The sequence below is a fragment of the Promicromonospora sp. CA-289599 genome (assembly GCF_050936155.1).
Taxonomy (GTDB): Bacteria; Actinomycetota; Actinomycetes; order Actinomycetales; family Cellulomonadaceae; genus Promicromonospora.
The window spans coordinates 14,713-28,520 of record NZ_JBNJNI010000001.1; the positions used below are offsets into that span (position 1 = coordinate 14,713).

General features: G+C 72.1%; 11 protein-coding genes. 5 read left to right on the forward strand and 6 right to left on the reverse strand.

Going from position 1 to position 13,808, the window contains the following annotated elements; translation table 11 throughout:
* Nucleotides 1-42 precede the first annotated feature (42 nt).
* Nucleotides 43-1,230: an ROK family protein gene (locus ACQEVI_RS00055; RefSeq protein ID WP_432893337.1), complete on the forward strand. Its 1,188-nt coding sequence runs from the start codon at nt 43-45 to the stop codon at nt 1,228-1,230.
* 139 nt (nt 1,231-1,369) lie between these two features.
* Nucleotides 1,370-3,031: a glycoside hydrolase family 13 protein gene (locus tag ACQEVI_RS00060; protein ID WP_432893340.1), complete on the forward strand. Its 1,662-nt coding sequence runs from the start codon at nt 1,370-1,372 to the stop codon at nt 3,029-3,031.
* A gap of 15 nt (nt 3,032-3,046) precedes the next feature.
* Here the strand turns inward: ACQEVI_RS00060 and ACQEVI_RS00065 are convergent, their stop codons facing one another.
* A complete protein-coding gene (locus ACQEVI_RS00065) occupies nt 3,047-3,973 on the reverse strand; it encodes a hypothetical protein (protein ID WP_432893343.1) in 927 nt (308 codons plus the stop codon).
* 68 nt (nt 3,974-4,041) lie between these two features.
* Here ACQEVI_RS00065 and ACQEVI_RS00070 point away from each other — a divergent pair, with 68 nt between their 5' ends.
* The 3 genes from ACQEVI_RS00070 to ACQEVI_RS00080 all read left to right on the forward strand — a co-directional run bounded on the left by ACQEVI_RS00070 (nt 4,042) and on the right by ACQEVI_RS00080 (nt 7,427).
* A complete protein-coding gene (locus tag ACQEVI_RS00070) occupies nt 4,042-4,701 on the forward strand; it encodes a hypothetical protein (RefSeq protein ID WP_432893345.1) in 660 nt (219 codons plus the stop codon).
* A complete protein-coding gene (locus ACQEVI_RS00075) occupies nt 4,698-5,372 on the forward strand; it encodes a hypothetical protein (protein WP_432893348.1) in 675 nt (224 codons plus the stop codon). Before ACQEVI_RS00070 ends, ACQEVI_RS00075 begins: the two co-directional genes overlap by 4 nt.
* Nucleotides 5,373-5,678: 306 nt before the next feature.
* On the forward strand, nt 5,679-7,427 hold the full coding sequence (locus ACQEVI_RS00080) for a DUF222 domain-containing protein (RefSeq protein WP_432893351.1): 1,749 nt from the start codon (nt 5,679-5,681) through the stop codon (nt 7,425-7,427).
* A 213-nt stretch (nt 7,428-7,640) separates the two neighbouring features.
* On the opposite strand, the gene ACQEVI_RS00085 is transcribed toward ACQEVI_RS00080, so the two are convergent.
* The 5 genes from ACQEVI_RS00085 to ACQEVI_RS00105 all read right to left on the reverse strand — a co-directional run bounded on the left by ACQEVI_RS00085 (nt 7,641) and on the right by ACQEVI_RS00105 (nt 13,786).
* Nucleotides 7,641-8,885: an MFS transporter gene (locus ACQEVI_RS00085; protein WP_432893354.1), complete on the reverse strand. Its 1,245-nt coding sequence runs from the start codon at nt 8,883-8,885 to the stop codon at nt 7,641-7,643.
* A gap of 106 nt (nt 8,886-8,991) precedes the next feature.
* A complete protein-coding gene (lgt, locus tag ACQEVI_RS00090) occupies nt 8,992-10,080 on the reverse strand; it encodes a prolipoprotein diacylglyceryl transferase (protein WP_432893356.1) in 1,089 nt (362 codons plus the stop codon).
* Nucleotides 10,081-10,210: 130 nt separating this feature from the next.
* A complete protein-coding gene (gene der / locus ACQEVI_RS00095; protein ID WP_432893359.1) occupies nt 10,211-11,785 on the reverse strand; it encodes a ribosome biogenesis GTPase Der in 1,575 nt (524 codons plus the stop codon).
* 91 nt (nt 11,786-11,876) lie between these two features.
* Entirely contained in the window at nt 11,877-12,548 is a 672-nt protein-coding gene (locus ACQEVI_RS00100) for a response regulator (protein ID WP_432893361.1), read from the reverse strand.
* Nucleotides 12,533-13,786 (reverse strand): sensor domain-containing protein, encoded by a 1,254-nt coding sequence (locus ACQEVI_RS00105; RefSeq protein WP_432893364.1) that lies wholly within the window; start codon nt 13,784-13,786, stop codon nt 12,533-12,535. The genes ACQEVI_RS00100 and ACQEVI_RS00105 overlap by 16 nt, the downstream gene beginning before the upstream one ends.
* Nucleotides 13,787-13,808 lie beyond the last annotated feature (22 nt).

The following is a 13,808-nucleotide window of genomic DNA, read 5'->3' on the forward strand; positions in this document are numbered from 1 at the left end:
TGCCGATACGCAGCCATAAGTTCACCCGGGAGGCGATTGCCCATGCTGATCGACGACCCTCCGAGGGGCGTGCCGCTGTCCCTGGGTACCGGCGAGTTCTTCCAGCTGCTGCGCGACCGCGAACCCCGTACCCGCGCCGATCTGGTGGCCATCACCGGCCAGGCCCGGTCGACCATCGCCTCGCGGATCGACGCGCTCATGAGCACCGGGCTCATCGCCCCGGCGGGCATGGCGGGATCCACCGGAGGCAGACGGCCAGCGACGTTCGCGTTCCAGCCGGGGGCCCGGGTGGTCCTCGCGGTCGACCTCGGCGCGACGCACGCCCGGCTGGCCGTCACCGACCTCGCCTCCACGGTGCTCGCGGCGAGCGACGAACCCCTCTCGATCGCCGCGGGGCCCGACGTCGTCCTGCCCTGGGTGGTCCGGGCCGGCCGTGACCTGCTCGCCGCCGCAGGCCGTGACACCGCCGACCTGGCCGCCATCGGTATCGGGCTGCCGGGCCCCGTGGAGCACTCGACGGGGCGCCCGATCAACCCGCCGATCATGCCCGGCTGGGACGACATCGACGTCCCCGGCATCCTCGGCGCCGAGCTCGGGGTCGCCGTGCTGGTCGACAACGACGTCAACATCATGGCGCTCGGTGAGCACCGGACCGCCTGGTCCGACGTCTCCGACCTGCTGCTCGTCAAGGTCTCCACCGGTATCGGCGCGGGCATCATCGCCGACGGCGCCCTCCGCCGCGGCGCCCAGGGCGCGGCGGGCGACGTCGGGCACATGTCGGTCCCGGGCGCCGACCACGTGCCCTGCCGGTGCGGCAACACCGGCTGCCTCGAGGCCGTGGCGAGCGGCCGGGCGGTCGCGACAGCGCTGGCCGCCCAAGGGCTGGAAGCCGCTGACAGCGCTGACGTCGTCGCGCTCGTCCGGTCCCGGGGCACCGCGGCGAGCCAGGCCGTACGGCAGGCCGGCCGCGACATCGGCGGCGTCCTGGCCTCCTGCGTGAGCGTGCTCAACCCGTCGGTCATTGTGATCGGCGGGGTCGTGGCCGACGCCGGCGAGCACCTCATCGCCGGCATCCGCGAGGCCGTCTACCGCAGGTCCCTGCCGCTGGCCACGCAGCACCTGCGCATCGTCACCTCCCGTGCGCGCGAGGGCGCGGGCGTCCTCGGCGCGAGCGCCATGGCGGTGGACCACGCCCTGTCCCCCGCGGCGGTCGATGCCCTGACCGCCTGACCCCGGCCGGCCCTGCCGGCCCCCTGCCAGCCCCTGGCCGGGCTGCCCCGCCGAGCCCGCACCCATACGCTGGTGGGCACGGCATTCCTGCGCACGAGTGACCGGCAACCAGTCCCCCACCGCAAAGGATCCAGCACCAGTGACCAGCAACACCGACACCCACCAGCCCCTCGCGGTCGACCCCACCTGGTGGCGGCAGGCGGCCGTCTACCAGATCTACCCGCGCAGCTTCGCCGACGCGAACGGCGACGGCATCGGTGACCTGCGCGGCATCATCTCCCGTGTGCCGTACCTCCGGGGGCTCGGTATCGACGCGATCTGGCTCAGTCCGTTCTACCCCTCCGCGCTGGCCGACGGCGGGTACGACGTCGCCGACTACCGCGACGTCGACCCCAGGATCGGCACGCTCGACGAGTTCGACGAGATGGTCACCGCACTGCACGCCGCGGGCATCCGCGTGATCGTCGACATCGTGCCGAACCACTCCTCGGACCAGCACGTCTGGTTCCAGGAGGCGCTCGCCGCGGGTCCCGGCAGCCCGGAGCGCGCACGCTACGTCTTCCGGGACGGCCTCGGCGCGGACGGTTCCGAGCCCCCGGCCGACTGGGAGAGCATGTTCGGCGGGCTCGCGTGGACGCGCGTACCCGACGGCCAGTGGTACCTGCACCTCTTCGCCAAGGAGCAGCCGGACTTCAACTGGGACAACGAAGAGGTCCGCGCGGACTTCCGCAAGACCCTGCGGTTCTGGTCGGACCGGGGCGTCGACGGGTTCCGCATCGACGTCGCGCACGCCCTGACCAAGGAGCTCGGCGACACCCTGCCCACGCAGGCGGAGATGGACGCCATCACGGAGCCCGGCGCGCACCCGCTCTGGGACCGCGACGAGGTCCACGAGATCTACGCCGACTGGCGCAAGGTGTTCGACGAGTACACGCCGCCACGCATCGCCGTGGCGGAGGCCTGGGTCTCGACCCCGCGGCGTCCCCGGTACGCGAGCGCCGAGGGGCTCGGCCAGGCGTTCAACTTCGACCTGCTGGAGGCCGACTTCGACGCCGAGCAGTTCCGGACGATCATCGCCGACAACCTCGCGCTGTCCGCGGCGTCCGGGTCCTCGACGACCTGGGTCTTCTCGAACCACGACGTCGTGCGCCACGCCACCCGCTACGCGCTGCCGCCGCGCGACGGCGACCCGGCGAAGCAGGGCAGTGCCTGGCTGCTCTCGGGCGGTACGGAACCCGCCGCCGACGTCGCCCTGGGCCTGCGCCGGGCACGTGCCGCGACACTGCTCATGCTGGGCCTGCCGGGCAGCGCCTACCTCTACCAGGGCGAGGAGCTCGGCCTGCCGGAGGTCGCCGACATCCCCGCGGCGGAGCGTCAGGACCCGGCGTTCTTCCGCAACCCCGGCGTCGACGTCGGACGCGACGGCTGCCGCGTGCCGCTGCCGTGGACCCGGGAGGGCAAGTCCTTCGGCTTCGGCGAGGGTGGCGCGCACCTGCCGCAGCCCGCGACCTTCGGGGCGCTGTCGGTAGAGGCCGAGGACGGCGCGCCCGGCTCGACGCTGGAGCTCTACCGGGCGGCGCTGGCGCTGCGCCACGAGCTGCAGACCGACGAGACGCTCGAGTGGGTGCCCGGACGCGCCGACGTCGTCCACTTCACGCGCCCGAACGGCTGGCACGTCGTGACCAACTTCGGTCCGGACGCCGTACCGCTGCCGGACGGAGAGGTGCTGCTCACGAGCGAGCCGCTGCCTGGCGGCCTGCTGCCCGGCTCGACGACGGCGTGGGTGCGCGCCGCGGTGTGACGCGCGGCCGGCCGGTCAGCCGTCGGTGTTCGGGGACACCGGGGCGCCGGTCGGCGTCGGCGTGGGCGACGCGGTGGGGCTCGGCGTCGGCTCGGGGGTCGGCTCGTCGGACGTAGTGGGCGTGGGCTCCGGAGTCGGCTCCTCCGTCGGGTCGGTGGTCGGGTCCGACGTCGGGGGTGGTGGGCCGTCGGTCGGCGTCGTGCCCCCGCCCCCGCCGCCTCCGCCGGAGCCGGAGCCGGAGCCGGAGCCGGAGCCCGGGTCGGATCCTGATCCGCCGGAGCTGCCGGAACCACCGGTGCCTGTGCCTGCGCCCGGTGTGCCTTCGCCGGTGGCGCCCTGATCGGGCCCGGCGCCCGACGACGCCGTCCCGTCCCCCAGCAAGCCCGCGTCCGCGCCGCCCGCGCCGTCATCGCCGTCGTCGCGGGGTTCGCCCGCCTCCGTGTCGTCCGCATCGCGCGGGCATGTCTCCGCACGCTCGCCGGTGTCAGCGTCGTGGATGTCGTCGGCGGGGACGAGCGGCAGGTCGAGGGCCGTGCGCTCGACCGGGCCCGTGGTCTCGGTGTCGGGGCGGTCCGCCCACAGCATGGTCAGGCCACCGATCCCCAGGGCGAAGGCCGCGAGCACCCCGCACCCGACCGCGACCATGGTCAACCTGCGCACGCCGGTGCCGGGCGCTGGAGGCGGTGTGACCGACTCAGCTGGTGCGGCTGGTGGGGCTGGTGCGGCTGGTGCGGCTGGCAGGACTGGTGAGGCTGGTGAGGCTGGTGGGAAGCCGTGCGCGACGGCGTCGACGTCCGACGCTTCCGGCGCACCGTCGTCCGGCAGGCCGGGCAGCGCGACCAGGTCCCAGGCCGGCCCGCTCACCGAACCTGGGGCGAGCTTGCCGAGCTGCGCTGTCTCGAGCTGCTCGAGGTGCCGTGTCGGCCGCGGGTTCTCCCTCACGCGGGAACGATAGCGCCCAAGGGTGAAAAGCCGGAATCTCGACAGGCCCGCTGTGGGACGATCCGCCGGTGACGACGACATGGCGGTCCGGACTGGAGCAGTGGCTGGACGACCCAGAGGGTGACGAAGGCCCCGCACCGGAGACGAGCCATCCGGCATTCGCCGAGGTGGCGCCGCCTCAGTTCTACGACAAGGGTGACGAGTTCGCGCCGTTCGGCAACGACTCGGGGTCCGACATGCTGGGCTCCGAGCAGGACTGGTATCGCGACGGAATGACCGACGCCGACCTGCCGCGGATCGTGATCGGCCCTCTCGGCGACTGGGACACCGAGAGAATCGCGGACGGGCTGTGGTCAGGCGAGTCGGACTTCATCGACGACTGGTTCGCCGCCTGGGGTGACTCGGATGCCGCTCATCACGTGTATCACGAGACCAACGGGGTGATCGCTGCGACTGTCGGGCAGTTCAAGGTTCGCGGCCTGCTGAACCCGACCATACGGAGGGTTGGTCTTTTCGCGCTGGCCGTCAAGCAGGGCAGCCTCGACGACGGCGACGTACGGTACCCGCACTGGGAACACAGAGCCCGAGCCCGAGCCGGCGCCGAGGCCGTGCGCAGGGTGCTGATCGCCGCCCCCGTGGTCGGCTCGCCCCTACATCGGGGTGAACCCCTGCCCACCGGCCTCGACCGGAAGGCGCTGGACACCCTCGGCGGCGGCCCAGCCGCATGAGCGCGCAACAGGAGCGGAGCGGCATACCCCCGGCCCTGCAACGCGCGAAACGCATGGCGATGGCGTCGATGCTGACCGGCGTCGCCGCGGCGCTTGTCGGCGCCGTCGTCTGGCACGCCGGCAGCAAGGGCCAGCTCCTCCTGGTCGCGGGCATCATGAGCGGCCAGACCCTCGCCTTTCTGTTGTGGCTCTTCACCGGCTTGTCCGTCATCGTGCTGGGGTTGGTCGGGTTCCGGCTGTTCGTCATCGGGTACGAGGCGTTCACCGCGACCATGGCGGCGCTCTTTCTCTGCGCGGTGATCCTGGCTGCCGCCGTCGGCGTCCTCATCACGGGCCTCCTCTCGCTGCTGAGCGCGGAGGTCACGTACAAGACACTGCACGAACTCGACCGCCCCGCCGGGAGGCAGGTAGTCATCGAGGAATCCGTGTCGTTGCGCGGCAGCACCTCGTGGCGGTTCTACGTGGGCGGGCCGTTCCTCTACGACGAGATCACGGCGCCGACGACCACCGTCGAGTGCGCGGAGCTCAGCAACGCAGGGCAGACCACGTTCGAGTACGGCGAGTACCTGCTGCGGACCGGCAGGGAGGGCAGGGATGTCATCACGTACGCCCCCGAGGGACACCTGAGCTGCCACCACGGCGACGTATCGCGGATGGTCCTCCCGGACTGACCGCCGGTACGAGAACCTAGCCGAAGCCAACATCTCGCCGTACGACCAGGTGTCGCGCAGCCAGGCGAGCGCCATCAGGGGCGGGCTTGGACCCCCTCAAGGCCGATCCTCGCGGAGCGCTCGGTGCGGACGCGGCCCGGCCGCTGGCACTTCTCGAACAGGCCACGCGACATCTGCATGACGCTCTGAAGAGTTATCCACAGATTTGAAATCCAGCAAGCGGATCGCACGCGTGTTCGACATAATAGATGCACTGAGGGAGCGAGAACTAGAGACCAGCAGCGATCAAGATGGGCGGGGGTGGGCATGGTGGAGCACACGACGAACAGCGGTCCCGCTGGTGACCCGCCTCCTGCTGCGGCCTCGATCGAGGAAACCCTCGCCCGGATCGAGAACGAGATCGACCACCTCACCACCCAGACCAGCCCGGAGACCCTGACCGGGTGGGATGCGCCGAGCATCGGCCGCCTGGTCGAAGCGCACACCCGGATCCGTCGGCTGACCGGCCGCCTGGACGGGGTCCGGTACACGCTGCTACCGAGGATCGAAGCCGAGGGTTCCTGGCGCTCCGGTGGCATGACGCGTACGTTCACGTCCTGGCTGAGGCTCCGTGAAGGCATCTCCGCACACACGGCAGGCAAGGACATGACGATCGCGCGGCGTCTCGCGACGGCGCTGCCCGCCACCCGGGAGCGCCTGGTCGCCGGAACCCTCGGTGTGGACCACGCGAGGGTGATGACGGAGGTCGCGCCCACGAGCGAGACGCGTACGGATGCGTTGGCGTGGTTGATCGATACCCGTACCGGGCACACCACCACCCCGGAACAGTTCGTGCAGACCGTTGCCGTCGACCTCCCCGACCCCGCAGACGACCCGGACGGGGCACGGACCCGGGAGCTGGTCACCCAGGTCCTGGAAGGCGCGGTCACGGACGGGACCCTGGTCACGGGTGAGGGCATCGTCCTACGTGAGGCGGGTGTGTTGAACGCGGACCAGTTCCGCACGGTCGCGCGCCGGTTCGCGACCGTGACCGACCCGGACACCGACGACCTCGATGACGACAAGGCGGCCCGCGGTGAGTTCTTCGACCTGGCCAAGACGTTCGGCGGGTACCACGTGGCCGGGTTCCTCACCGACGAGCACGGCCTCCTGGTCAGCACCGCGATCAACGCGGTCCTGGGCGCCCCGTCCGCGGACGACGGTCGCACCACGACGCAGCGCCGCGCACAAGGCCTCGCCGACATCGCCCGGGTCGTGCTGGACACGAACCAGGCCTCCCCAGGGGCCGCGATCGCCCCGCACCTGAACGTGACCGTGTCCTGGAACGAGTTCGTCACCCAGGTCACCCGCACCCGCGACGGCCTATGCCTGTCCTGCGGACAGACCCGACCCGGGCGCGGCAACCGCCCGGGCGCGGGTCCGAACGTCCCGAGCACCAGCACCGGTAGCGGTAGCCCGACCGGCAGCCCCACCAGTAGTCCGGGTGGAGACCAGGGTGGCTGGAGTACCGCGGGAGCAACAGTGTCCGGGTTCTTGTCCTCCGGTGGTCCGGTATTCACCGAGACCGGCGGCCGTGCCCCACGCGCCCTCGTGCGCCGCCTGGCGTGCCACAGCGCGGTCACCCGGATCGTGTTCGGACCCGACGGCGCCGTCCTGGACGTCGGACGCGCGCAACGCACCGTGACAGGACAGATGCGACGCGCCGTCATCGCCAGAGACCAACACTGCGTCTGGCCAGGGTGTGACCAACCACCCTCACGCTGCGAGGTCCACCACGCCATCACCCACTGGGCCGACGGCGGAAACACCTCCATCACCAACAGCGCCCTGCTGTGCTGGTACCACCACCAACTCGTCGACACCAAGAACATCACCATGCACTGGACCGGCAAGACCACCACCACCGACAACGACGCGACCACCGGTGCCCTGCTGGAGACCGGGTGGGCCTTCACCGACGCCTACGGACACCGCATCCGACTACCCGAACCCATCGAAGCCCCACCACCCAGCACGAACCCGAGCCCGGATCCACCAGACGCCGAAGCCGCCTGACTTACGGGGCGTGGTGGCGGGACCATCACAGCGCACGCTCAGAGCTGGACTGCCGAGTCAGGCACCGACGGATCGCTACGAGGCATCCGCGCCCGCCGAGGGCCGCTTCGCGCTCGGACCTGGCAGTCGCAGGACCACGTGGCACCTCGCGCGCCACTCAGACCTGAACTCCTGCCACCGGATTCAACGACTCAGCTTGATCGGCTTCAGGCCTTACCGCCGGATCCCGTCCGGGAGCGCCGTCCGTGAGGAGACCGCCACGATCGTCAGGCACAGCGCGACGGCGACCGCACCGAAGCCGAACATCTCGCCGTACGACCAGGTGTCGCGGAGCCAGGCGAGCGCCATCGGGACGAAGAACCCGATGTAGGTCAACGAGTAGAAGACGGCGGTCAGTCCGGCGAGCTGGCCCGGCCCGGCGATCCGCGCGACCTCGCTCAGCCCGGCCACCAGTGCGAGGCCGTAGCCGGTACCGAGGACCACTGCCGCCACCACGCCGATCGGCAGCGACAGCGCGGTGGACGCCCAGCCGGCGAGCGCCATCCCCGCACCGATGATGGTCAGAGCCACGATGGAGGCACGGGCCGACGACGGCGTATCGATCCGGCGGGCCACGACCTGGATACCGATACCGCAGCCGAGCGCCAGGATGGCCATGACGCCCGCGAAGGCGATGGGGAAACCGCCGACCTGGTCGGTGAGCAAGCTCGGCAGCACCGCGAACGCGCAGCCGGCACAGCCGAACACCCAGGGCGCGAGGGGCACGACCACCCGCAGGAACCTGGGGTCCCGGACGGCGGTGATGCGCAGGTCGTCGAGCAGCGGGGCCCGCTCGTCACGCGGGAGGCGCCGGCGGGTCTCCGGGACGCGGAGCAGCACCAGGCCGGCGACCAGGGATCCGGCCGCGTGCAGCACGTACGACAGGAGAGTGGGCCAGGGGGCGAACTGCGCGAGCATGGCGGCGATGCCCGCCCCGGAGAGGAATCCCGCGGTCAGGGAGAGCGATCCGCGACGAGGCCCGGCGGCACGCTCGCCGGTGGCGGCACTGAGCTCCGTGAGCCAGGTGGATCCCACGGCCATGGCCAGCCCGAGCGCGACGCCGCAGAGCAGACGGCCGATGGAGAGCACCACGGGGCTCGCCGGGTCCAGCGCGAGGACGAGCGACCCGAGCGCCGAGAGCGGCGCCGCGGGCAGCAGCAGCGGGCGGCGGCCGAACCTGTCGGACAGCGGCCCGCCCAGCAGCAGCGCGGGAACGAGACCGAACACGTAGACGGCGAGGAGCGCGTCGACGGTGACGGGCCCCATGACGCCCTGCTCGCGGTACATCACGAGCAGCGGGGTGAACTCGTTGCCGCCCCAGGCCACGGCCAGGAGCACGGCGGCGACCGGCCACCAGGTGCGCCGTCCCACGGAGAGCGGGAACGAGGCAGAGGTCTCCCCGGGGCGCGAAGGTGGCATGACCTCATCCTCCGTAATGCGCACCGGGTGGAACAACCCGTGGGGCTGTGAGCGTGCGCACAGGCACGTCACAGCCCCACGGGGTCACGGCAGGAGAAGCTACGGGCTACTTGCTGTCGGAGGAGCCGTTCGCCTCGGCAGGCTCGGCGGTGGCTGCCTCCTCGGAGGCGGTGCTCGCCGAGCCGTCGTCGTCGGTCGAGCCTGCGGGCTCGGTGTCGGACGCGCTGTCGGACGCGGTCTCGGACGCGGTCTCGGCGTCGTCCTCCTCGGGCTCCCGCCCCGGCTGGTACACCGAGGGCTCGGGCTCCGGGTGACGCCGGCCCTGCACCACGATGATCGCGATGCCCACGAGGATCGCCACCCCCGACGTCCAGATGTTCGCCGGGACGCCCAGCGGGGCGTCGCTCGTCGGGTCGATGCGGATCGCCTCGAGCCAGCTGCGGCCGAGGCCGTACCAGATCAGGTAGAGGCCGAACATGCGGCCCCAGCGCAGGCCGGCGCCAGGCGTGCCGCCGTCGGCCAGCAGCGCCTCGTTCCGGCGGACCACCCGCCGCTCGATGACGAGCAGCAGCGAGATCCCGATGAGGTTCCAGATCATCTCGTACAGGAACAACGGGTGGAACAGCGTGCCCTCCGGAGTCCCGACCGGGAACATCGGAGCGTCCGACCGGATCTCCAGGCCCCAGGGCAGCGTGGTCGGCAGGCCGAACAGCTCCTGGTTCACGTAGTTGCCCAGCCGCCCGATCGCCTGGGCGGCGAGCAGGCCGGGTGCCAGGGCGTCGGCGAACGACCAGAACCGCAGGCCCGTCAGGCGGCAGCCGATCCAGACGCCGACGGCGCCGCCGAGGAGCGACCCGAACAGGGCGTTGCCACCCTCCCAGATCCGGATCCAGGCCCACGGGTCGACACCGGGGCCGGTGAAGTCCCCGAGGTGGGTGAGCACGTGGTAGATCCGGGCGCCGACGATGCCGATGGGCACTGCCCACATCGCGATGTCGAGGGCGAGACCGGGGGCGGCACCGCGTGCGCGGAGACGCCGGTCCGTGATGTACGCGGCGGCGGCGATGCCGGCCAGCAGACACAGGGCGTAGGTGTGGATGGTGAGCGGACCCAGGTGGATCTGGGACCACACCGGGTCGGGGCTGGGGATACTGGCCGGAAGCACGACACCGAAGGTACCGCGCCTGACCGACATCGTGGGCATCGAACTCGGCGCGCACAGAAAAATCCGCCGCAACCCAGCGATTCGGCCCGGAAGTCGCGTGACTTCCGGGCCGGATCACTGGGTTGCGGCGGAGCGGGGTCGTGGCGGAGTCGCCGGGGACTCAGCGCTTGCGCTTCTCCCGGACGCGCACCGAGATCTCGATCGGCGTGCCCTCGAAACCGAACGTCTCGCGCAGGCGGCGCTCGATGAAGCGGCGGTAGCCCGCCTCGATGAACCCCGTCGCGAAGATGACGAACCGCGGCGGACGGGTCGAGGCCTGCGTCGCGAACAGGATGCGCGACTGCTTGCCGCCACGCAGCGGGTGCGGGTGCGCGGCCACGAGCTCGCCGAGGAACGCGTTCAGCTTGCCCGTCGGGACGCGCCGGTCCCAGGACGCGAGCGAACGCTCGATCGCCGGGACCAGCCGCTCGCTGTGCCAGCCGGTGCGGGCCGACAGGTTCACGCGCGGCGCCCAGGTGATCTGCACCAGCTCCTTCTCGATCTCACGCTCGAGGAAGGGGCGCCGGTCCTCGTCCATGAGGTCCCACTTGTTGTACGCGATGACGAGCGCGCGGCCCGCGTCCACGACCTGCTGGATCACGCGGATGTCCTGCTCGGTCAGGGGCTCGGACGCGTCCACCAGGACGACGCCGATCTCCGCCTTCTCGATGGCGGCCTGCGTGCGCAGCGAGGCGTAGAAGTCGGCGCCCTTGGTCTGGTGCACGCGGCGGCGGATGCCGGCGGTGTCCACGAACCAGTACGGGATGCCGCGCAGCTCGATGAGCTCGTCGACCGGGTCGCGCGTGGTGCCGGCGACCTCGTCGACCACCACCCGCTCCGCGCCGGCGATCTTGTTCAGCAGCGACGACTTGCCGACGTTCGGCCGCCCGACGAGCGCGACGCGGCGCGGGCCGGCGGGGCGCACGGTGCCGTGCTCCGACGTCGTCGGCAGGGCCTTGACGGCGGCGTCGAGCAGGTCGCCCGTACCCCGGCCGTGCAGGGCGGAGACCGGGTGCGGCTCCCCCAGGCCCAGCGCCCACAGGTACGTCGCGTCCGCCTCGCCCGAGGCGCCGTCGACCTTGTTGGCGCACAGCACCACGGGCTTCCCGGAGCGGCGCAGCATCTCCACCACGCGCTCGTCGGTGGCGGTGGCGCCCACCGTGGCGTCGACGACGAACACCACGGCGTCGGCGAGGGAGATCGCCACCTCGGCCTGCTCGGCGACCTTGGACTCGATGCCGGCGACGTCGACCTCCCAGCCGCCCGTGTCGACGAGCATGAAGGGGCGACCGGCCCACTCTGCCGGGTAGGACACGCGGTCGCGCGTCACGCCCGGCTTGTCGGCCACCACCGCCTCACGGCGGCCGAGGATGCGGTTGACCAGCGTCGACTTACCGACGTTCGGACGCCCGACGACGGCCAGCACGGGCAGCGCCTGCTCCGCCTCGGCCTGCTCGTCGCTCCACTCGGACTCGAGCAGCGCCTGGTCCGACTCGTCGAGCTCGAACTCCTCGAGGCCGACGCGCAGCGCACGCTCGCGCGCGACGTCGTCCTCGGTCTCGGCGAGGGCGTCGGCGAGATCGAGATCGGGTGCGGCCGGGCCCCCGGCGTCCAGCGCAGTGGCGTCCAGGGCAGCATCATCTCGGGCCGTCGCGTCCAGCGCAGCAGCCTCCGATGCAGAGGGGTCGTGGGTCATGCCCTCATTGTCGCAGGCCTGACGCGCTCCGGCCGACTCGCGGCCATATGACCTGCGTCGCTCCCAGCCGCCGGCCCGACAGCCCTCCGGGTCAGCCGTCGCGCAGGTAGGCGAGCACCGCTGAGACGCGGCGGTCGGACTTCGGGTCGAGCGGCAGCTTGGCGAAGATGTTCCCGACGTGCTTGCGCACCGCGGCCTCGGACACGAACAGCGCGGCGGCGATCGAGCCGTTGGTCCGGCCCTCCGCCATGAGGCCCAGGACCTCCCGCTCGCGCTCGGTCAGGGAGGCGAGCGGGCCGTCGTCGTGCCGTCGACCGAGGAGCCGGCGCACCACCTGCGGGTCGATGACCGTCTCGCCCGCGGCGACCCGGGCCAGGCTGTCCAGGAACTCACGCACATGGCCCACGCGGTCCTTGAGGAGATAGCCGATCCCGCCGCCCGGCGCGGAGTCGAGGAGCTCGGCGACGTAGGCGTCGGCGACATACGCGGACAGCACCAGAACCGCCAGGTCGGGGTGCCGGCGCCGCAGCTCGGCCGCGGCCCGCAATCCCTCGTCGGTGTGCGTGGGCGGCATCCGGATGTCGGTGATGACGACGTCCGGCAAGGTGTGCCCGGCGTACGCGAGCAGCGCCTCGGCGTCCTCGACCGCGGCGACCACCTCGTGGCCCGCACGTTCGAGGATCGCCCGCAGCCCCTCACGAAGCAGAGCGGCGTCCTCGGCGAGCACTACTCTCAGCGGCACGACGCTCAGGGAACCGGGCACGTCGCTCTCACCTCCGTCGGGCCGCCGACGGGGCTCGTCACGCTCAGCTCGCCGTCGAGCGCCTCGAAGCGCAGGGCGAGCCCGGCCAGCCCGCCGGCGGGTGGCACGGTCGCCCCGCCGACGCCGTCGTCCAGCACCGTCAGCACGAGGCGGCCGTCGGTGACGCGGCCGTGCACCCGCACGGACCGGGCACGGGCGTGCCGGACGACGTTCGTCAGCGCCTCGCTCACCACGAAGTACGCCGCGGCCTCGAGTGGCCCGGGCAGTCGCTCGGGCAGGCTGACGTCCACGGTGACGGGGACCTCGGCCGCATCGGCCACCTCGTGCACGGCTGCCTCGACACCGTGGTCCACCAGGACTCGTGGGTGGATGCCGCGCACCGTGCTGCGCAGCTCCTCCAGCGCCGTCTCGGCCTGGCCGTGTGCCTCACGCACCAGGTCCAGGCCAACACCCTCCGGAATCTCAAGCTCGGCCCGGCCCAGGGTCATCGTGAGGGCCATGAGGCGCTGCTGGGCGCCGTCGTGCAGGTCACGCTCGATGCGGCGGCGTTCGGTCTCGAAGGCGTCGACCAGACCGACCCGCGAGCGCCGCAGCTCGGCGAGAGCCTCCGCGAGGCGGGCGTGCGGCGGATCGAGGAGCAGACGCGCGAGGCTCGCCTGGGCGGCCGCGAGCAGCGTCGCCCCGTAGAGGCCGGCCGCGAGGAGCAGCAGACCAGAGCCGACGGCGAGCCATGCCTCGGCCGCCGTGTCGACCTGCCACGGACCCATGTTGACGGGTTGGTCGGCCCGGACCAGGACCGGCGCGGCGAGCAGAACCCCCGGAATGGTGACGAGCAGGGTGAGCGCGACCCCGTCGACGACCCAGAGCACGACGGTGAGCAGGACGGTGTAGCCGACCTCCGGCCAGGCGACCGGCATGCTGCGCAGCGCCCGAAGCCTCGTCCGCCACGGCACGCTGTCGGACGGCGGCCGACGGCCCAGCACGAGCTGCATCCGGCTCCGCTCGACGACGGCGACCACCGAGGCGATCAGCGGGAGAGCGGCGAGCAGGAACACCCCGACCACGAGCACGGCGGTCAGCAGGCCGACACCCACCGTCACGAGGAGCACCACCGCGACGCCCAGCGCCACGGGCAGGGTGCTGACCAGGTACGCCAGCGCACGCCACGGCCAGGCCGAGCCCAGGAAGCGCCAGGGGCGCCCGCGCAGTGCCGTCCAGACGTCGGGAGGCGTGGTCACAGGACGACAGTAGGCGCACCTG

Coding starts and splice junctions, on each gene's coding strand:
- ACQEVI_RS00055 (WP_432893337.1), top strand. CDS start 43: ATGCTGATCGACGACCCTCCGAGGGGCGTGCCGCTGTCCCTGGGTACC.
- ACQEVI_RS00075 (WP_432893348.1), top strand. CDS start 4,698: ATGAGCGCGCAACAGGAGCGGAGCGGCATACCCCCGGCCCTGCAACGC.
- ACQEVI_RS00080 (WP_432893351.1), top strand. CDS start 5,679: ATGGTGGAGCACACGACGAACAGCGGTCCCGCTGGTGACCCGCCTCCT.
- ACQEVI_RS00085 (WP_432893354.1), bottom strand. CDS start 8,885: ATGCCACCTTCGCGCCCCGGGGAGACCTCTGCCTCGTTCCCGCTCTCC.
- lgt (WP_432893356.1), bottom strand. CDS start 10,080: ATGTCGGTCAGGCGCGGTACCTTCGGTGTCGTGCTTCCGGCCAGTATC.
- der (WP_432893359.1), bottom strand. CDS start 11,785: ATGACCCACGACCCCTCTGCATCGGAGGCTGCTGCGCTGGACGCGACG.